This window comes from Microbacterium sp. che218 (genome assembly GCF_040436305.1).
Classification (GTDB): domain Bacteria; phylum Actinomycetota; class Actinomycetes; order Actinomycetales; family Microbacteriaceae; genus Microbacterium; species Microbacterium algihabitans.
Map to the genome: position 1 here is coordinate 1,142,020 of NZ_AP031501.1, position 18,881 is coordinate 1,160,900.

At 71.7% G+C, this 18,881-nt stretch carries 16 protein-coding genes; 6 read left to right on the forward strand and 10 right to left on the reverse strand.

Going from position 1 to position 18,881, the window contains the following annotated elements; genetic code table 11:
- Positions 1-66: 66 nt before the first annotated feature.
- From ABXS86_RS05410 to ispG, 7 genes are all read right to left on the reverse strand, one after another.
- On the reverse strand, positions 67-1,863 hold the full coding sequence (locus ABXS86_RS05410) for a proline--tRNA ligase (protein ID WP_307209998.1): 1,797 nt from the start codon (positions 1,861-1,863) through the stop codon (positions 67-69).
- Positions 1,864-1,881: 18 nt separating this feature from the next.
- Positions 1,882-3,087 (reverse strand): hypothetical protein, encoded by a 1,206-nt coding sequence (locus ABXS86_RS05415; protein ID WP_307209997.1) that lies wholly within the window; start codon positions 3,085-3,087, stop codon positions 1,882-1,884.
- Positions 3,084-3,611: an RNA polymerase sigma factor gene (locus ABXS86_RS05420; protein WP_307209995.1), complete on the reverse strand. Its 528-nt coding sequence runs from the start codon at positions 3,609-3,611 to the stop codon at positions 3,084-3,086. The genes ABXS86_RS05415 and ABXS86_RS05420 overlap by 4 nt, the downstream gene beginning before the upstream one ends.
- A 767-nt stretch (positions 3,612-4,378) precedes the next feature.
- Positions 4,379-4,768 (reverse strand): type II toxin-antitoxin system VapC family toxin, encoded by a 390-nt coding sequence (locus tag ABXS86_RS05425; protein WP_307209993.1) that lies wholly within the window; start codon positions 4,766-4,768, stop codon positions 4,379-4,381.
- On the reverse strand, positions 4,765-5,001 hold the full coding sequence (locus ABXS86_RS05430; RefSeq protein ID WP_353665868.1) for a type II toxin-antitoxin system Phd/YefM family antitoxin: 237 nt from the start codon (positions 4,999-5,001) through the stop codon (positions 4,765-4,767). Before ABXS86_RS05430 ends, ABXS86_RS05425 begins: the two co-directional genes overlap by 4 nt.
- 55 nt (positions 5,002-5,056) lie before the next feature.
- Positions 5,057-6,244 carry a benzoate/H(+) symporter BenE family transporter gene (locus ABXS86_RS05435; RefSeq protein WP_353665869.1) on the reverse strand — a complete coding sequence of 396 codons (1,188 nt, stop codon included), beginning with the start codon at positions 6,242-6,244 and terminating at the stop codon, positions 5,057-5,059.
- 81 nt (positions 6,245-6,325) lie between these two features.
- A complete protein-coding gene (gene ispG / locus ABXS86_RS05440) occupies positions 6,326-7,456 on the reverse strand; it encodes a flavodoxin-dependent (E)-4-hydroxy-3-methylbut-2-enyl-diphosphate synthase (RefSeq protein ID WP_144831737.1) in 1,131 nt (376 codons plus the stop codon).
- Positions 7,457-7,692: 236 nt separating this feature from the next.
- Here ispG and ABXS86_RS05445 point away from each other — a divergent pair, with 236 nt between their 5' ends.
- A complete protein-coding gene (locus ABXS86_RS05445; protein WP_353665870.1) occupies positions 7,693-9,588 on the forward strand; it encodes an anthranilate synthase family protein in 1,896 nt (631 codons plus the stop codon).
- A 360-nt stretch (positions 9,589-9,948) separates the two neighbouring features.
- Here ABXS86_RS05445 and ABXS86_RS05450 read toward each other — a convergent pair whose 3' ends face one another.
- Positions 9,949-11,265 (reverse strand): M50 family metallopeptidase, encoded by a 1,317-nt coding sequence (locus tag ABXS86_RS05450; RefSeq protein WP_353665871.1) that lies wholly within the window; start codon positions 11,263-11,265, stop codon positions 9,949-9,951.
- A gap of 87 nt (positions 11,266-11,352) precedes the next feature.
- Here ABXS86_RS05450 and ABXS86_RS05455 point away from each other — a divergent pair, with 87 nt between their 5' ends.
- Complete coding sequence (locus ABXS86_RS05455) at positions 11,353-13,017, forward strand: Mur ligase family protein (RefSeq protein ID WP_353665872.1); 1,665 nt, start codon at positions 11,353-11,355, stop codon at positions 13,015-13,017.
- Positions 13,018-13,431: 414 nt separating this feature from the next.
- Here ABXS86_RS05455 and dxr read toward each other — a convergent pair whose 3' ends face one another.
- Positions 13,432-14,514 carry a 1-deoxy-D-xylulose-5-phosphate reductoisomerase gene (gene dxr / locus ABXS86_RS05460; protein WP_353665873.1) on the reverse strand — a complete coding sequence of 361 codons (1,083 nt, stop codon included), beginning with the start codon at positions 14,512-14,514 and terminating at the stop codon, positions 13,432-13,434.
- Positions 14,515-14,570: 56 nt separating this feature from the next.
- Positions 14,571-15,533 (reverse strand): FKBP-type peptidyl-prolyl cis-trans isomerase, encoded by a 963-nt coding sequence (locus ABXS86_RS05465; RefSeq protein ID WP_353665874.1) that lies wholly within the window; start codon positions 15,531-15,533, stop codon positions 14,571-14,573.
- Positions 15,534-15,704: 171 nt separating this feature from the next.
- On the opposite strand from ABXS86_RS05465, the gene ABXS86_RS05470 reads away from it, so the two are divergent.
- From ABXS86_RS05470 to dhaM, 4 genes are all read left to right on the forward strand, one after another.
- Positions 15,705-16,406 carry a lysophospholipid acyltransferase family protein gene (locus ABXS86_RS05470; RefSeq protein ID WP_230704530.1) on the forward strand — a complete coding sequence of 234 codons (702 nt, stop codon included), beginning with the start codon at positions 15,705-15,707 and terminating at the stop codon, positions 16,404-16,406.
- Between the two features lie 102 nt (positions 16,407-16,508).
- Positions 16,509-17,504 carry a dihydroxyacetone kinase subunit DhaK gene (gene dhaK, locus ABXS86_RS05475; RefSeq protein WP_144828502.1) on the forward strand — a complete coding sequence of 332 codons (996 nt, stop codon included), beginning with the start codon at positions 16,509-16,511 and terminating at the stop codon, positions 17,502-17,504.
- Positions 17,501-18,136, forward strand: coding sequence for a dihydroxyacetone kinase subunit DhaL (dhaL, locus tag ABXS86_RS05480; protein ID WP_307209976.1), 636 nt, complete (start codon positions 17,501-17,503; stop codon positions 18,134-18,136). Before dhaK ends, dhaL begins: the two co-directional genes overlap by 4 nt.
- The gene (gene dhaM, locus ABXS86_RS05485) at positions 18,133-18,867 is read left to right on the forward strand and encodes a dihydroxyacetone kinase phosphoryl donor subunit DhaM (protein ID WP_353665875.1); all 735 of its coding nucleotides are present in this window, start codon (positions 18,133-18,135) and stop codon (positions 18,865-18,867) included. The genes dhaL and dhaM overlap by 4 nt, the downstream gene beginning before the upstream one ends.
- The last annotated feature ends 14 nt before the right edge of the window (positions 18,868-18,881 follow it).

The following is an 18,881-nucleotide window of genomic DNA, read 5'->3' on the forward strand; positions in this document are numbered from 1 at the left end:
TCGGTTGCGACCTGCAACAGTGTCGTCAGCGAGATGCAGTCTCGCGATGAGGGGCGGGGCGAAGGCTCAGCGGGTCAGCGCCGCCACGGCATCCGCCGTCGACACCGTGTCGCGCACCCCCGTGCGGCGGTCCCAGAGCTCGACCTGACCCTCGGCGGCGCCGCGACCCACGATGAGGATGCGCGGGATGCCGACGAGCTCGGCGTCGCCGAACTTCACGCCGGGCGACACCTTGGGGCGGTCGTCGTAGAGCACGTCGAGGCCGGCTGCCTCGAGCTGGTCGGAGACGGATGCCGCGAGCTCGAACGCCACGGCGTCGCGGCCGGTCGCGACCACGTGCACGTCGAACGGGGCGACGGACTCCGGCCAGATGAGGCCCTTGGCGTCGTTGTTGAGCTCGGCGATGATCGCGAGGATGCGGGTGACGCCGATGCCGTACGAGCCCATCGTGACGGTGGCGAGCTTGCCGTTCTCGTCGAGCACCTTGAGCCCGAGAGCCTCGGCGTACTTGCGGCCGAGCTGGAAGACGTGGCCGATCTCCATGCCGCGGGCCAGCTCCACCGGGCCGGAGCCGTCGGGGGCGGGGTCGCCCGCGCGCACGGTCGAGACCTCGACGACGCCGTCGCCGACGAAGTCGCGGCCGGCGACGAGCGAGTGCACGTGCTTCTGGTCGATGTTGGCGCCCGTGATCCACGCCGTGCCGTCGACCACGCGGGGGTCGAGCACGTAGCGGATGTTCGTCGCCGACTCCTCGCCCAGCACCGGACCGGTCGGCGACCAGGGGCCGATGTAGCCCTTGACCAGCAGCGGGTTCCTGGCGAAGTCGGCCTCGGTGGCCGCTTCGACCTCGGCGGGGGCGAAGGCGACCTCGACGCGCTTGTCGTCGACGTCGCGGTCGCCGGGAAGGCCCACGACGACGAGCTCGCGCGTGCCGTCGAGGTGCGTCAGGGCGAGCACGACGTTCTTGAGCGTGTGCGCGGCCGTCCACTGGGTGGCGTCGGCGGTGGCCGGGCCCGCGATACCGGGCGCGGGGGCTTCGAGGTGCGCGTTCGCGTGGTCGACGAGGGTCGCGATCGTCGGGGTGTTCGGAGAGTCGAAGATCACGGCCTCGGGCTGACCCTCGATCGGCAGCGACTTGGGAACGACGGTCGTGAAGGCCTCGACGTTCGCCGCGTACCCGCCGGCCGAGCGCACGAAGGTGTCTTCGCCGATCGGGGTCGGGTGCAGGAACTCCTCCGACTTCGACCCGCCCATCGCGCCGGCGTCGGCGGCGACGATCACGTACTCGAGACCCAGGCGGGTGAAGATGCGCTCGTAAGCGTCGCGCTGAGCCTGGTACGAGGCGTCGAGACCGGCATCCGTCGCGTCGAACGAGTACGCGTCCTTCATCGTGAACTCGCGGCCGCGCAGGAGGCCGGCGCGGGGACGCGCCTCGTCGCGGTACTTGTCCTGGATCTGGTAGATCGTCAGCGGCAGGTCCTTGTACGACGAGTACAGGTCCTTCACCAGCAGGGTGAACATCTCCTCGTGCGTGGGCGCGAGAAGGTAGTCGGCGCCCTTGCGGTCCTGCAGGCGGAACAGCGCGTCGCCGTACTCCTCCCAGCGTCCCGTGACCTCGTACGGTTCGCGGGGCAGCAGCGCCGGGAAGTGCACCTCGAACGCTCCGGCGTTCGCCATCTCCTCGCGGACGACGGCCTCGATCTTGGCCTTGACCCTCAGACCCAGAGGGAGCCACGCGAAGACGCCCGGGGCGTTGCGACGGATGTAACCGGCGCGCACGAGCAGGCGGTGGCTCGTGACCTCGGCATCCGAGGGATCTTCGCGGAGCGTGCGGAGGAAGTAGTTCGACAGACGGGTGACCACGAGAGACGAGTCTAGGCCTCAGCCGTAGACGCCCTCGAAGAGCAGCTCGGCGATGCTCTTCACCGCCGCGGGACGATCATCCTCCGTCATGGACCAGGGCAGGGCGACGCGCACCCAGTTCCCGTCGACTAGAACGTCCGCGTAGTAGACGGTGCCCCCGCCCAGCGGCCCATCGCTGAGTCGCGCGGCGTCGGTCGTTCGCCCGCCGGTCGCCGAAATCGGCTGGCCGGTGACCGCGGCGTCGAAGGCCCACTCGCCGCCCGGCAGCCAGGTCACGCGAACCGACTCCGTGTCGAGATCGTTCGTGGCACTCGCGGGGTAGTAGTGGCAGAGAGGTGCGTCCCAGTAGCCGTCGAGCATCCATGCCTGCACGCTCCATCCTCCCCACCCGTCTTCGACGGATTTGAGGTCGGGGATGCCGACGATCGGTCCCAACCGTTCCGGAGGAAGGACCGTCGCGCACTCACCCGGGAGCGCCCTCGACCCGGTCGGCGGGACCCATCGCGAGGCGGATGGCGGAGACGCGCGGATGAGATCGCCGATCTGCGAGGCCGCGACCGCGCTCAGCGCGTCGTCCTCGGGCGTTCGCCCGACCTCGCCATCCGAGGTTCCCACGACGGAGAGGAAGGCGCCCTCGATGAGTTCGCACGGGAACTCGGCGCTACAGGTGTCGCCGAGCACGGCACGATGATGCTCCACGACGCCCTCGGCGTCGGGAACGATCGAAACCTCCGCCGAGCGCCCGTTGAGCTCACCGAACTCGCAGTAGAGCGCGCCCGCCTGCTCGAAGGAGTCCTGCATCGGCCCGGGCAGCCAGGCGTTCCCCGTGAGACGCGGAATCGTGGAAGCGATCTCGGGCACCTCCCCACCGAAGAACGACGCGACGAATGGAGCCACGTCGGCGCAGCCGAACGAGAAGCGCGACGCGGGTTGTGCCACGATCCGAGCGGGCGGCGCCGTCGGGGTCGGAGTCGGCGAGGCCGTCGGGGTCGGCACCGGCGCCACGGTGGCCGTGGGGCTGGGCGACGGGGTGTTCGCGATCGGCGGTGCGCTGAGCGTCGTCGTGGCCGCCACTCCCCCGGCGAGCGCGACCACGAGCAGGGCCGCGACGGATCCGGCGATCCAGGCGCCGCGGTGGGCACCCGCGGGCTTGATGTCGCGGGCTCCGCCCACGATGCGGGCGCGCAGGGCGGCGCGCTCGTCGGGTGTCAGCTGGTCGTTCATGCCCGGACCCCTTCCAGCGCGAGCTCGTCGCGCAACTTCGCCTTCGCGCGGGACAGCCGCGACTTCACCGTTCCGGCCGGAATGCCGAGTGCCTGAGCGATCTCGCGCTCGGGGTAGCCCTCCAGCACCGACAGCACCACGACCGCCTGTTCGCGCTCGGGCAACCGCTTGAGCGCCGAGAGCACTCCGCTGTCGTCGTGTCCCGACGTCGCGGTCGCCGCGACCGGTGCGCGATCGAGCAGGGCGCGATACCTTTTGCTCGAGCGCTCGAGGTTCCGCGCGCAGTGGGCGACCGTCGTCAGCAGCCACGGCAGGGGCGACCCGTCGACCAGACGCACCGAGGCGCGCTTGCGCCACAGCTCGAAGAACGCCACGGTCACGGCGTCTTTCGCGTCCTCCCGATGGGTCAGCAGGCGCGACGCGTGTCGGAACAGCCGCGCGTCGTACCGATCGAACAGCGCGGCGAGCGCGAGCTCGTCGCCTTGGCGCACCCGGGTCCACAGCCCGGCGTCGTCGTCATCCACACTCTGTAATGTCCACGATCCGTCGATCGGTTCACGACCGACGCGGCGGTTTTGATAACGAAAAGGTGACGGCTCCGTCGCTCTCGAGACGGCCGTGCTCGCGCGTCACGTGCGATCACGAACGGAGGGGACCGATTCGCCATCGCGCTTCGGCCCCCTCCGTCGCTCCTCTATCGACGCGAGCCGGTCCGTCGTGCGGTCCGCGCCCGGCGAACGGCCATCAGGGTCGCCCCGCCGCCCAGCAATAGCAACGCAGCCGTCACCGGTCCGGCTGGCGCGGCATCCGTTCCCCTGACCGCGAGGGCACCCGCCGGCGATCCCGTGGCCGGGGCGGAGGTCGGCGTGGCCCCTGCCCCACCCGTGCCGGCACCCGCACCGGGACCGGTGCTCGACGACGGGCTCGGCGTGGGCGTCGGGCCCGGCGCGGCTTCCACGGTGAACACGGCGCGCGCCACCTCCGCGCGGCCGGCGCACCAGCGACCCCGTCGACGTCAGCGTCAGGGCGAGGACGACGAGAAGACCGGCTCGGGTGCGGGCCGGGCGTCCGGAGGTCGAGCGGGACATGGAGCCACCTCGGGTGCGGGGGATCGGAAGGAGAGCGACGGCGTGCACCGGGCGTTCGCCGGATCGCCGCGGGCTCATGAAACCACTCGGAGAGAGTCACGCCCTCCGACGAAGCACAGAAGTAGTCGAGCATTCACCAGCTCTCGCGGCAGAATCACCTCCCTGCGCTCGGGCTCACAGGAAAAAGTCCGACCGCTCACGTCTCACCACTGAACGGCGAGGCCCGCCAGCCGAGAGAACGCCTCGTCGCTGCTGAGAAGCGTGAGGGACTCCACCATCGCCTGCGCGGCGAGCATCCGGTCGAACGGGTCACGATGGTCCCACTGCAGGGCTCCAGCGAGGAGCGCGTGCGTCTCATCGATCGGGAGCCTCTCCGCGCCGAGGCGATCGAGATGGCGTGCGTAGCCCCCGACGAGCGCGTCGGCGTGCGGGAGTTTGCCGATCCGCTGCTTCGTCGAGATCTCCCACGCAGAGGCCGCCGACACGACGATCGTCGACGACGGGTCGGCGAGGATCGTCGATGAGGCCGGGCCGAGGCGATCCGGGGCGGTCAGCGCCCAGAGAAGCGTGTGCGTATCGAGCAGATACCTCACGCACCGACCTCCCAGGCGGAGAGCTCCCCTTCGGGCAGGGGGTCGGAGAACGACTCCGGGATCGCATAGGCCACGAAGCCCAACTCCCGCTCTGCCGGCGGCTCGACGGCGACCAGCCGCGCGGCCGGGGTATCACCCCGCGCGATGACGACCTCGTCGCCGCGTTGCACGGAGGCGATGAGGGCGGACAGATGCGTCTTGGCGTATTGCACCTTCACTCGCGACGTCTTCATTCGATCAGGCTCGCACCCACCTCCGACATTGGTCAACCACACTTGGTCAATCGGCTCACGCGTCGCGACGCCGCCCCGCGTGCAGCACGGTGCGCACCACGAGCCCCGCCAGCAGGGCCCAGAACGCCGCGCTGACCCCGACGACGGCGATCCCGGATGCCGCGACGAGGAAGGTCACCACGGCGGGCACCCGCTCGCCGGGATCGTCGATGGCCTGCTGCACGGCCGAGCCGAACGCGCCGAACAGGGCCACGCCGGCCACCGCGGGAATGACTCCCGCGGGGGCGAGCAGCACGATCGCCGCGAACGCCGCCGACAGCGCGCCGAGCACGAGATAGGTGCCCCCGGCCGACACTCCGGCGACCCAGCGCCTCTTCGGGTCGGGGTGCGAGTCGGGACCGGCGGCGATCGCCGCGCTGATCGCGCCGAGGTTCATCACGTGCCCGCCGAAGCCCGCGGCCGCGGCCGAGCCGAGGCCGGTGACGAGCATCGCGGGGCGCCACGGGATCGTGTACCCGAGGCTGCGCATGACCGCGACGCCCGGCACGTTCTGCGACGCCATCGTCACCACGAACAGGGGCAGCCCGATGCCCACCACGGCGCCGAGGGTGAGGGTCGGGGCGGTGAACTCCAGATGCGGCAGCAGGGAGGCGGCATCCGCGTTCACGCCCGTCCGCGCCAGCTCGATCGCGACCACGACGATCGCGGCGACGAATGCCAGCGGCACGGCCCATCGGGGAAGAACCCGCGAGGCGATCAGCCACACGATGAGCACCGGCGCGACGCCCCACGGGTCGTCGACGAGGCCGACGAAGGGCGCGACGCACAGCGGCAGCAGCACCCCCGCGAGCATCGCCTGCGCGATCGAGGGCGGGATGCGTGCGATGAGCGCCCCCAACGGCGGGAACAGCGCCGTGCACAGGATCAGCGCCGCGCACACGAAGAACCCGCCCACCACGGCCGACCAGCCGCCGTCGACCGCACCGGTGGCCGCGAGCAGCGCGACACCCGGCGTCGACCACGCCACGGTGATCGGGATGCGATACCGCGACGCGAGGATCACGCAGCCGACGCCGACCACGAGGGTGATCGCGAGCAGACCGCTCGCCGCCTGCGCGGGCGAGGCGCCCACCGAGCGAAGACCCGTCAGCACGACGGCGAAGGTGCTGGTGAAACCGACCAGGGCGGTGACGACCCCGGCGATGAGGGGACGAGCGAGGGAGGCGGTGGGAGTCTCGGTCATGAGAATCCCGACGCTATCGGACCGCGGGGGTCGCGCCCGGACGCGGGTGCGTTCGGCGGCCGGGCGTCGCGCCCGGGTGAATCAGGCCGTGATGACCTGGGCCGTCCCGGTCGCGGCATCCGGACCCATCTCGGCAGCGAGGCGGTTCGCCTCGGCGATGAGGGTCGCGACGATCTCGCTCTCGGGAACGGTCTTGACGACCTCTCCCTTGACGAAGATCTGGCCCTTGCCGTTGCCGGAGGCCACACCCAGGTCGGCGTCGCGCGCCTCGCCGGGTCCGTTGACGACGCAGCCCATGACGGCCACGCGCAGCGGGACGGTCATGTCCTTGAGACCCTCGGTCACGTCGTCGGCGAGCGTGTACACGTCGACCTGGGCGCGACCGCACGAGGGGCACGAGACGATCTCGAGCTTGCGCTCGCGCAGGTTCAGCGACTGCAGGATCTGGTGGCCGACCTTGACCTCTTCGGCCGGCGGGGCCGACAGCGAGACGCGGATCGTGTCGCCGATGCCCTCGGACAGCAGGATGCCGAAGGCGGTGGCGCTCTTGATCGTGCCCTGGAACGCGGGGCCGGCCTCGGTCACACCGAGGTGCAGGGGCCAGTCCCCCCGCTCGGCGAGCATGCGGTAGGCCTTCACCATGACGACGGGGTCGTTGTGCTTGACCGAGATCTTGAAGTCGTGGAAGTCGTGCTCTTCGAACAGCGAGGCCTCCCACACGGCGCTCTCGACGAGGGCTTCGGGCGTGGCCTTGCCGTACTTCTCGAGCAGGCGACGGTCGAGCGATCCGGCGTTGACGCCGATGCGGAGGGAGACGCCGGCGTCTTTCGCGGCCTTGGCGATCGCGCCGACCTGGTCGTCGAACTTGCGGATGTTGCCCGGGTTCACGCGCACCGCGCCGCATCCGGCGTCGATCGCCTGGAAGACGTACTTCGGCTGGAAGTGGATGTCGGCGATGACCGGGATCTGGCTCTTCTTGGCGATGATGTGCAGCACGTCGGCATCGTCCTGCGAGGGAACGGCGACGCGCACGATCTCGCATCCGGATGCCGTGAGCTCGGCGATCTGCTGCAGCGTGGCGTTGATGTTGGTGGTGGGCGTCGTGGTCATCGACTGGACGCTGACGGGGGCGTCGCCACCGACGAGCACCTTGCCGACCCGGATCTGACGGGTCTTGCGACGAGGCGCGAGGGTCTCCGGCACGCGGGGCATTCCGAGGTTCACAGCAGGCACGGGCTCAGCCTACGCCGCCCGCACCGCACGGGGCCTGAACCGCCGCCGAGAGCCCCCTGTGGTAGGTTCGGCGCCATGCATGCACCCCTGTCTTGGTGGCCCACCGTCTAGGCGGTGAGCACGCATGCGCAGACCGCCCCTCCCCTGGAGATCCGGGCGGTCTTGTTGTTTCCGGCGGCCGCTTTGGACCCACGATCACAGACGGAAGTACCTCGATGACCGGGCCCGACCCCTCCACCCTGCTCGCCGACCTCGCGGCGGAATCCGCCCCCTTCGCCCTCATCGCCCGTGACGGCGAGTCGGTCGAGGTGCTCACCGGCGATGTCGTCGATGTCGAGCTGCTCGCCGACATCCCGCTGATCGACGCGTCGGGCGCGCCGCGCGAGGTGCTCGCCCTCGTGCCGTACCGCCAGGTACGCGAGCGCGGGTTCGTCTGCCACGACGACGGCGCGCCGCTGCGGTGCCTCGTGATCGACGAGCGGGTGGCCCTGCCGCGCGCCGAGGCCATGACCGCCCTGCCCTCCTCCCCCGTGCCGCTCGACGACGCCGGCTTCGACATCGCCGACGAGGACTACGCCGACATCGTGCGCCGCGTCATCGCCGACGAGATCGGCCGCGGCGAGGGGGCCAACTTCGTGATCCGTCGCGACTTCGTCGCCGGCGTCGACGTCGACCCGCGCGTGGCCGCCCTCACGTGGTTCCGCGCGCTGCTCGAGCACGAGAAGGGCGCCTACTGGACCTTCGCGGTCGTGACCGACGGGCACATCGCCGTGGGCGCGAGCCCCGAGGCGCACGTGAGCGCGAAAGACGGCATCGTCACGATGAACCCCATCTCGGGCACCTTCCGTCACCCCGCCGGCGGGGCGACCGCCGAGACCCTCGCGGAGTTCCTGCGCTCGACCAAAGAGACCGAAGAGCTCTTCATGGTCGTCGACGAGGAACTGAAGATGATGAGCGCCGTCTGCAGCGACGGCGGACGCATCACGGGCCCGCACCTCAAGGAGATGTCGCGCCTGACCCACACCGAGTACATGCTGCGCGGCCGCAGCGACCTCGACCCGCGCGACATCCTGCGCGAGACGATGTTCGCCCCCACCGTGACCGGCTCGCCCATGCAGAACGCGTGCACGGTGATCGCGCGCCACGAGACGACGCCGCGCGGGTACTACTCCGGCGTCGCCGCCCTGTTCACCCCGAACGGCAACGCCGAGGGGCCCACGCACGACCTCGACGCCCCGATCCTCATCCGCACGGCCTATCTGGTCGACGGACGCCTGCGCGTGCCGGTGGGAGCCACCCTCGTGCGCCACTCCGACCCCTACGGCGAGGTCGGCGAGACCCATGGCAAGGCCGCCGGCGTGCTCGGCGCGATCGGCGCCATCCCCCGCGACGCGCCCGCGGCCCCCGCCGACGCCGACCCCGACGCCCCGGCCGCCGCCCGTCGGCCGCTGGCCGAGGATCCCGCGATCGCCGAGCTGCTGGCATCCCGCAACGAACGCCTCGCGCCGTTCTGGATGAATCCGCAGGACCCCGACGGATCCGGCCCCTTCGCCGGTCGCACCGCCCTCGTGGTCGACGCCGAGGACCGCTTCACCACGATGCTCGCGCACCAGCTGCGCCACCTCGGCCTCGACACCCGCATCGTCCACTGGTCGGAGGCTTCGGATGCCGACGTCGACGGCGCCGACCTCGTCGTCTCCGGCCCCGGTCCCGGCGACCCGCGCGACGACAGCGCGCGGATGAGCGCGATGCGCCACGTGGTCTCGCGGCGGCTGACGAACGACGCCCCGTTGCTCGCGGTGTGCCTCAGCCACCAGATCCTCGCCGACCGGCTCGGCCTCGACCTCGCCCCGCTCGCGCAGCCCCACCAGGGCCTGCAGAAGAGCGTCGACGTGTTCGGCGAGCCCGCATCGATCGGGTTCTACAACACGTTCACGGCACGGGCGACGGATGCCGCGGCCCCGGGCGTCGACATCGCCGCGGATGCCGAGACGGGCGACGTCTACGCGCTCCGGGGCCCCGGCTTCGCGAGCGTGCAGGGGCACCTGGAGTCGATCCTGTCGCGCGACGGCATGCGCACGCTCGAGCGTCTCATCGCCCACGCACTCTGACGGGCGCGGGCTCCGCCGCCGAGGTGGCTGAGCCCGTCGAAGCCCCGCCACCCCGCACAAGGTGGCTGAGCCTGTCGAAGCCCCCGCCACCCGCAGACCTCCCCGCCGAGGTGGCTGAGCCCGTCGAAGCCCCCGCCACCCGCGAACTCCCGGACCCTTCGACACGCTCAGGGACCTCTGCTCCAAGGTGGCTGAGCCCGTCGAAGCCCCCGCCACCCGCTCGCCCGCGGCCCGCTCCAAGGTGGCTGAGCCCGTCGAAGCCCCCGCCACCCGCGAACTCCCCGGCCCTTCGACACGCTCAGGGACCTGTTCCAAGGTGGCTGAGCCTGTCGAAGCCCCCGCCACCCGCGGCGCGAGACGCTAGAGCAGCTGCACCGGGTTGAAGACGTCGGCGAGGAACAGCACCCCGCCCATGCCCACCAGCAGCACGACCACCACGAAGGTCAGGGGCACCAGCTTCGTCGCGTCGACCGGGCGGGCGACCGTGCCGCGCAGGCGCGCGAACCAGCGCTTGATGCCGTCCCACAGAGCGACGACCACGTGACCGCCGTCGAGGGGCAGCAGCGGGATGAGGTTGAACACGAACAGCGCGATGTTCAGCGCCGCGAGCAGACCGATGATGGCGCCCACGCGGTCGAGGATCGGCGCGTCGATGGCGGCGAACTCGCCGGCCAGGCGCCCGGCGCCGACGACGCTGAGCGGACCATTGGGGTCGCGCGGCTGGCCCGTGAACAGGTCGACGGCCGTGTCGTAGACGCGCACCGGAAGCTGCGTCATGATCTGCGCGACGCTGCCCACCTGCTGGATCGTCGCCTCGGGACCGGCCCAGATCGGCTGCGGAACCAGAGTCTGCTGAGCGGTGAGCCCGGCGAAACCGAGGGTCTCGTACTCGGGCGCGCCGGACGCGTCGGTGACGGCCTTGCCCTGCGCGTCGGTGACGGCGCGGTCGGTCTGCGCCGGCGTCACACTCACCGTCTGCTGGGTGCCGGCGCGGTCGATGACGACCGACAGCGCCTGGCCCGGCGACTTCTGGATGATCGCCGCGGCTTCGGCGAACGTCGACACCGGGGTCCCGTCGACCGTCACGATCTTGTCGCCAGGCTGAATGCCGGCGGCGGCGGCCGGGGCGACGGGGTCGGTCGAGGTGCAGTCGGTGCGGTTGTCGCTGGCCGGGATCACGCACTGCGACACCGCCGCGACGGTCGTGGTGGCCGTGGCCACGCCGATGCCGCTGAGTGCGATGGCCGAGAGCACGAACGCCAGGATGAGGTTCATGATCGGTCCGCCGAGCATGACGATGATGCGCTTGTAGACCGGCAGCTTGTAGAAGACGCGATCGTCGGCCGCGATCAGCGTCTCGGCGTTCGCGTCGCGGGCGTCCTGCACCATCGTGGCGAAGAAGCGCGAGCGCTTCTTCTCGGGGGCGCCGTCGTCGGGGGCCGGCGGGTACATGCCCGCCATCGAGATGAATCCGCCCAGGGGAAGCAGCTTGAAGCCGTACTCGGTCTCACCGATCCGCTTGGACCACAGCGTCGGTCCGAAGCCGATCATGTACTGGCCCACGCGCACGCCGAAGAGCTTGGCGGGCAGCAGGTGTCCGATCTCGTGCAGCGCGATCGAAACGGCGAGTCCGACGACGAGCACGACGACGCCGATGAGGAACGCGATCGCAGTCACCCGCCGACGATACCGCCGCGGGCCTTTGAACCGCCCGTGCGGCCGCGATGCGGTGTCTGTGCGACCCCGGATGAGACAATGGTGGGGATGTCCTCCGACGCCCCCTCGAACCTGCCGCCCGTCCTCCGACCGGAGCGTCCGCCCCGCCGCGACCTCGCCGAGCTCGCCCGCCGCTACGGCGTGCGCACCGTGGGAGAGGTCGAGGGCACGACCCTGACCGGCATCACGCTGGCCACCGCCGATCTGCGCACGGGCGAGGCCTTCGTGGCGATCCGCGGCGTCAACCGCCACGGCGCGGAGTTCGCCGCCACCGCCGCCGAGCGCGGCGCCGTCGCCGTGATCACCGACGACGCGGGCGCCGAGATCGCCGCCCCCACGGGGCTTCCCATCGTCGTGGTCGACGACCCGCGCGCGCTGCTCGGCGACCTGTCGGCCTGGGTCTACGGCACCGGCCCCGACGACCGGCTTCCTCAACTGCTGGCGACCACTGGCACCAACGGCAAGACGAGCGTCTCGCACCTGCTCGAGGGCATCCTCGGCCAGCTCGGCGTCGTGACCGGACTGTCGTCGACCGCCGAGCGCCACATCGCGGGTGAGGTCATCGTCTCTCGACTGACCACGCCCGAGGCCTCGGAGTTCCACGCCCTGCTCGCCCTCATGCGGGAACGCGGCGTCGAGGCCGTCGCCGTCGAGGTCAGCGCCCAGGCCCTCACCCGACACCGCGTCGACGGCCTCGTCTTCGACGTCGCGGGCTTCACCAACCTCACCCACGACCACCTCGACGACTACGCCGACATGCGCGAGTACTTCGAGGCGAAGCTCCCCCTCTTCCGCCCCGACCGCGCGCGCCGCGGTGTGGTGTGCCTCGACTCCGCCTCGGGCGCCGAGATCGCCGCGCGGGCCGAGATCCCCGTCGTGACCATCGCGACCCCGGCCATCGCCGAAGACGCCGCCTCCGCGGCATCCGCCGATTGGACCGTCGAGATCGTCGACGAGCGCCAGGAGGGCACCGAGTTCATCCTCAGCGACGGCAAGGGTCGCTCGTTGACCACCGTCGTGCCCGTGATCGGCCGGCACATGGCCGCCAACGCGGGCCTCGCGATCGTCATGCTGCTCGAGGTCGGCTACACCTGGGAGCACGTGTTCAGCACCCTCGACGGCGAGCGCATCGACGCGTCGCTGCCGGGTCGCACGCAGCTCGTCTCTGGGCCCGAGGGTCCCGCGGTGTACGTCGACTTCGGTCACTCCCCCGACGCCTTCGAGAAGACGCTCGCCGCCGTGCGCCGCGTCACGCCGGGCCGGGTCGTCATGCTCTTCGGTGCCGACGGCGACCGCGACGCCACGAAGCGCCACGACATGGGGCGCACCGCGGTCGAGGGCAGCGACATCCTCATCGTGACCGATCACCACCCGCGTCACGAGAATCCCGACACGATCCGCGAGGTGCTCGTCGAAGGCGCTCGTCGTGCGCGTCCGGATGCCGAGATCCACGAGTTCACCCCGCCCGAGCGCGCGATCCTCGAGGCCGTGAAGCTCGTCGGCGAGGGCGATGCGATCCTCTGGGCCGGCCCCGGGCACCAGGACTACCGCGACATCCGCGGTGTGCGTACGCCCTACTCGGCACGCGAGCTGTCCCGCCGGGCCCTCCGGGCCGCCGGCTGGGCCGTTCCCGACCCCCAGTGGCCCGTGCCCTATCCGGCCGACAGCACGCCGTCGTCCGACCCCGAGCGCCCGGTCGACTTCCCCGCCTGAGAACGCGAGGCGGCCCCCTTCGCACGCGAGGTGGCTGAGCCTGTCGAAGCCACCGGCACCGACGGACGCGCGAACGCAAGGTGGCTGAGCCCGTAGAAGCCACCGGAGCAAACGGACGCGCGAACGCAAGGTGGCTGAGCCCGTCGAAGCCCCCGGCACCGACGCACGCCCGAACGCAAGGTGGCTGAGCCCGTCGAAGCCACCGGCACCGACGCACGCCCGAACGCGAGGTGGCTGAGCCCGTCGAAGCCACCGGGGTGAGCGCACACCCGAACGCGAGGTGGCTGAGCCTGTCGAAGCCACCGGGATCTATGCACGCCCGGTCCCTTCGACAGGCTCAGGGACCTCCCGAACGCGAAGGTCCAACGCGCGCCCGGTCCCTTCGACAAGCTCAGGGACCTCCCACCCCCGGGGTCAGCGCGCGGCGATGATCTCGTCGGCCGTGCGGCGCGCCCAGGTCTCGGCCTCGGCGAGCGAGGCGCGCGTGAGATGCGCCGGCGCCTCGTGGCGGTCGACGACGCGCTCGATCAGCTCGACGATGTCGAGGAAGCCGAGGCGCCCCTCGTGGAACGCGTCGACGGCCTGCTCGTTCGCGGCGTTGAACACGGCGGGGTAGGTCGCGCCCGCGCGTCCGACGCGCTTGGCGAGCGCGACCGAGCCGAAGGCCTTCTCGTCGAGCGGCTCGAAGGTCCACTGCGAGGCGCGGGTCCAGTCCAGGGGCACTCCGACGCCGGCGACGCGGTGCGGCCAGTCGAGACCGAGCGAGATGGGCAGGCGCATGTCGGGCGGCGATGCCTGCGCGATCGTCGAGCCGTCGACGAACTCGACCATCGAGTGCACGATCGACTGCGGATGCACGGTGACGTCGATGCGGTCGTAGTCGACGTCGAACAGCAGGTGCGCCTCGATCACCTCGAGGCCCTTGTTGACGAGGGTCGCGGAATTCGTCGTGACAACGCGCCCCATGTCCCACGTCGGGTGGGCGAGCGCCTCGGCGGGGGTGACGTCGACGAGCTGATCGCGCGAGCGTCCGCGGAAGGGGCCTCCGGATGCCGTGAGCACGAGCCGACGCACTTCCGACGCCTCTCCCGAGCGCAACGCCTGCGCGATGGCCGAGTGCTCGGAGTCGACGGGGACGATCTGCCCCGGGGCCGCGAGCGCGGTGACGAGGTCGCCGCCGACGATCAGCGACTCCTTGTTGGCGAGGGCGAGGGTGCGCCCCTCTTCGAGCGCGGCGATGGTGGGGCCGAGCCCGACCGAGCCGGTGATGCCGTTGAGCACCACGTCGGCCTCGACGTCGCGGACCAGCTGCTCGGCCTCGACCGCGCCGAGGGCGAGGTGCGCGACGCCGAACTCGCGGGCCTGCGCCTCGACGCCGGCACGGTCGCTGCCGGCGGCGAGGCCCGCGACTTCGAAGCGTTCGGGGTTGGCACGGATGACGTCGAGCGCCTGCGTGCCGATCGAACCGGTGGACCCGAGGATGAGGACGCGGCGCATCCCGTCAGCCTACCGAGCCGGTGCCGGTCGGGTGCGGGCGCCGGACGCGGGCCTGCTTATCCGGCGGCGGTCGCGTGCTGGACGCCGAGGATGTCGACGACGAAGACGAGCGTGGAGTTCGCGGGGATCTCGCCCTGAGCCTTGTCGCCGTAGCCCGAGGCGGGCGGGATCACGACGACGACCTGCGAGCCCACGGTCTGTCCCTCGAGCGCCTGACGGAAGCCGTCGACCACCTGGTTGGTGACGAACTGGGCGGGCTCGCCGCGCTGCCAGCTCGAGTCGAACACGGTGCCGCCGTCGTACAGCGCACCGGTGTACTGCACGATGACCTGGTCACCGGGGTTGACGACGTCGCCGGTGCCCTGGCGGAGGTTCTCGATGCGCACGTCGGTGGGGGCCGGGGCGTCGGGCATCGTGATGGTGGGGGCACCCGAATCGTCGAAGGTGACGGTGGGCATGCCGTCGACGGGGGCGACCTCGGCGCCGTCGGCGCTGGTGGGCAGCTCCGAGATCGCGTCGGCGACCAGCACGAAGGCGGGCGAGCCCTCGCCGAGCGTCCCGGCGGGGAAAGACGAGACCGTGCGCGCGCCGATGTTCTCGCACTCGAGGGCGGCGCCGAAGATCTGCTGCGAGTTGATCAGGGTGTCCATGCCGGCGGGCGCGGTGTCGAGCGACTGCAGCTGCACCTGGCCGGAGGCCGCGTCGATGAGCGTGTAGTTCGCCTTCAGCACGTCGCCGGCCTTGACCTGCTGGCCGGAGCCCTCGACGAGGGTCGTGCGCTGCAGCTCGGTGGGGGCGTACCCCGAGGGGAGGGTCACGTTCACCTTGCCCTGGAAGTCGCCGGAGACGACGAGGCCGTCGGGCGCCGGAGCGTCCGTCAGAGCGCTCTGGCACTGGCCGGCGTCGGCGGAGGCCGTGGCATCCGGAGTCTCCGCAGCGTCGGGCGAGCCGGTGCACCCGGCCAGCAGCAACGCCGCGGCGGCGGCGACGGACAGGGAAGCGATCGGGCGGAAGCGCACAGGTGACCTCTCGAAGAAGACGGGGAAGCTCCATCCTCGCGTATCCGGCTTTGGCGGGGCTGAGAGAGCGGTGCTGATCGCCCTATGCACACGCGGGCATGCTGCGGCGAGTAGCCTCGTCGAGTGAGTTCCGACGTGCCCGCCGAGACCCCCGCCGCACCGCCGCAGCAGATGGGCGCGGCCTACGGCCTGGGGCGGTTCTTCATCGCCCCCCTTGCCCGCGCCGTCTACCGGCCCCGCATCGAGGGGCGCGAGAACGTCCCCCGCACGGGACCGGTGATCTTCGCGAGCAACCACCTGTCGTTCATCGACTCGATCGCCATTCCCGTGGCCGCTCCCCGCCCGGTGCACTTCATGGCGAAGTCGGCGTACTTCGAGAAGTGGGCCTCGCGGCAGTTCTTCACGGCCATCGGGGCAATCCCGGTCGAGCGCGGCGCCGGCCAGAAGGCGCTCGACGCCCTCGATCAGCAGCGCGCGTTCCTCGACGACGGTCGCGCTGTCGCGCTCTATCCCGAGGGCACCCGCTCGCTCGACGGCCGCCTCTACAAGGGCCGCACCGGGGTCGCCTTCCTCGCCCTGCAGACGGGAGCCCCGGTCGTTCCGGTCGGGCTGATCGGCACCGACAAGGCCATGCCCGTGGGGGCGAAGTTCCCGAGCACCTCCGAGCGCATCACGGTGCGCTTCGGCAAGCCGCTCGATCTCTCGCCGCACGGCCCCGCCACCTCGGGGCGCGCGCGCCGCGGCGCCACCGACGAGATCATGGCGGCCATTCACGCCCTCAGCGGGCAGGAGCTCGCGAACGCGTACAACGAGGCTCCCGCGCAGAACCCCCTCGAGCGCATCAAGCAGGTGCTCCCCCACGAGCGTCTCTGACGAAGCTGCTCCTCTCGCGCACCGACCCTTGACGTGACGCCGCGCGGCGACCAGGGTCGTGACTGACGGCCCGAACCGTCGACGCCACAACGAGGAGGCAGCGTGAAGAAGTTCGTCAACGACCCCGCGAACGTGCTGGCAGAGGCCCTGCGCGGCATCGAGGCAGCGCACCCGGATCTGCGGGTGGATGCCGAGAACCGGGTCATCCTGCGGGCCGAACCGACCCGCGCCGGCAAGGTCGCCCTCGTCTCGGGCGGAGGCTCCGGCCACGAACCGATGCACGGCGGATTCGTCGGGCGCGGCATGCTCGACGCCGCCGCCGCAGGAGAGGTGTTCACCTCCCCCACCCCCGACCAGGTGCTCGCGGCGACGCAGGCCGTCGACTCGGGCGCGGGCGTGCTCCACATCGTGAAGAACTACACCGGCGACGTTCTCAACTTCGAGATGGCGGCCGAGCTCGCCGCGGGCGAGGGCGTGCAGGTCGAATCCGTCGTCGTGGCCGACGACGTCGCGGTCACCGACTCCACCTGGACCGCGGGTCGCCGCGGCACGGGCACCACCGTCATCCTCGAGAAGGTCGTGGGAGCCCTCGCCGAAGAGGGCGCCGATCTCGCCGCCGTCGCCGCCCTCGCGCGCCGCGTGTCGGAGGCCGGTCGGTCGATGGGCGTCGCGCTCACCAGCTGCACGGTCCCCGCCGCGGGGCGGCCCACCTTCGAGCTGCCCGACGACGAGATGGAGGTCGGCGTCGGCATCCACGGCGAACCCGGCCGTTCGCGCGTCAAACTGGCATCCGCTCACGAGATCGCGAAGCTCATGGTCGACCCGATCGTGCACGACTTCGGCGAGGCCGTGGGCCCGGCGATCGTTCTGCTGTCGGGTCTGGGCGGCACCCCGCTCATCGAGCAGTACCTGCTCTACGGTGAGATCGCCCCGCTGCTGGCCGAGGCGGGCGTCGACGTGCAGCGCGTGCTCATCGGCGACTACATCACGAGCCTCGATATGGCGGGCGCCTCGCTCACCGTGGTGAAGGCCGACGACGAGATGATCCGGCTGTGGGACGCGCCGGTCGTCACCCCCGGCCTGCGGTGGGGCGCATGAGCGACGCCGTCTCGACCGACGACCTCGTCGCGTGGATCCGCGCGTTCCGCGACGCCGTGCACGAGCACAAAGACGAGCTGACGCGGCTCGACTCCGAGATCGGCGACGCCGACCACGGCTCGAATATGGCGCGCGGTCTCGACGCGGTCGTCGCCAAGCTCGACCCCGTGCCGGCCACCGCGGCCGACCTGTTCAAGACGGTCGGGATGACGCTCGTCTCGTCGGTGGGCGGGGCGAGCGGGCCCCTCTACGGCACGCTCTTCCTGCGCATGGGTCCGCCCCTCGCGGGTGAGGGAGAGGCGGATGCCGCAGCGCTCGGCGCCGCATTGCGCGCGGGCGTCGAGGGCGTCGTCGCCCGCGGCAAGGCCGAGCTCGGCGACAAGACCATGATCGACGCCCTCTCCCCCGCGCTCGACGCGTGGGACGCCGCCGCCGCCGACGGACCGGCCACCGCCGCGCGCGCCGCCGCCGACGCCGCAGCGCGCGGGCGCGACGCCACCGAACCGCTCGTGGCGCGCAAGGGCCGCGCGAGCTACCTCGGCGAGCGCAGCGCCGGACACGTCGACCCGGGCGCGACCTCGGCGACCCTGCTGCTCGAGGCGTTGCGCGACACGCTGGCGGGCGCGGAGTGATCGGCATCGTCGCGGTCTCGCACTCGCGCGCGCTCGCGGAGGCCGCGGTGCATCTGGCCCTGCAGATGGGCGGAGACCAACCGCCCGCGGTGCGCGTGGCCGCGGGCGGGCCCGACGACGATCTGGGCACGGATGCCGTGGCGATCGCCGCGGCCATCGACGAGGCCGACTCCGGAGACGGGGTGCTCGTGCTAATGGACCTCGGTTCGGCGATCCTCAGCGCCGAGACGGCGGTGGAGTTCGTCGCGGCCCCCGAGCGCGTACGACTGAGTCCCGCGCCGTTCGTGGAGGGCCTCGTCGCCGCGGTGGTCACGGCCGCGGGTGGGGCCGATCTCGCCGCGGTGGCGGCGGAGTGCGCCACCGCGGGCGAGGCAAAGCGCCGTCAGCTCGGCGACGAGGCGTCGACGGTTCCGGATGCCGCGCCCCCGGCATCCGTCGATGACACCGCCGGAGACTCGCTGTCGTTCGAGGCAGTCGTACCGAACCCCTCGGGGCTGCACGCCCGGCCGGCCGCGACGTTCGTCAAAGCCGCGTCGCGCTTCGGCGCCGAGGTGCGCATCGCCGACCTCGACACGGGGAGCGCCGAGGTGTCGGGGCACAGCCTGCTCGCGCTCATGGCCCTCGGTGTGCGTCAGGGCTCGCGCGTGCGCGTCAGCGCCTCCGGGCCGCAGGCGCGGCAGGCGCTCGACGAACTGCGGGCGCTGATCGACGACGGCTTCGGCGAGCGCTGATCGGGGCGTTCCGG

What these genes read in the sequence shown, in the direction of transcription:
- ABXS86_RS05455 (WP_353665872.1), top strand. Translation starts at nt 11,353, where the DNA reads ATGTCCTCCGACGCCCCCTCGAACCTGCCGCCCGTCCTCCGACCGGAG.
- ABXS86_RS05470 (WP_230704530.1), top strand. Translation starts at nt 15,705, where the DNA reads ATGGGCGCGGCCTACGGCCTGGGGCGGTTCTTCATCGCCCCCCTTGCC.
- ABXS86_RS05415 (WP_307209997.1), bottom strand. Translation starts at nt 3,087, where the DNA reads ATGAACGACCAGCTGACACCCGACGAGCGCGCCGCCCTGCGCGCCCGC.
- dhaL (WP_307209976.1), top strand. Translation starts at nt 17,501, where the DNA reads ATGAGCGACGCCGTCTCGACCGACGACCTCGTCGCGTGGATCCGCGCG.
- dxr (WP_353665873.1), bottom strand. Translation starts at nt 14,514, where the DNA reads ATGCGCCGCGTCCTCATCCTCGGGTCCACCGGTTCGATCGGCACGCAG.
- ABXS86_RS05435 (WP_353665869.1), bottom strand. Translation starts at nt 6,244, where the DNA reads ATGACCGAGACTCCCACCGCCTCCCTCGCTCGTCCCCTCATCGCCGGG.
- ispG (WP_144831737.1), bottom strand. Translation starts at nt 7,456, where the DNA reads ATGCCCCGCGTGCCGGAGACCCTCGCGCCTCGTCGCAAGACCCGTCAG.
- ABXS86_RS05430 (WP_353665868.1), bottom strand. Translation starts at nt 5,001, where the DNA reads ATGAAGACGTCGCGAGTGAAGGTGCAATACGCCAAGACGCATCTGTCC.
- ABXS86_RS05445 (WP_353665870.1), top strand. Translation starts at nt 7,693, where the DNA reads ATGACCGGGCCCGACCCCTCCACCCTGCTCGCCGACCTCGCGGCGGAA.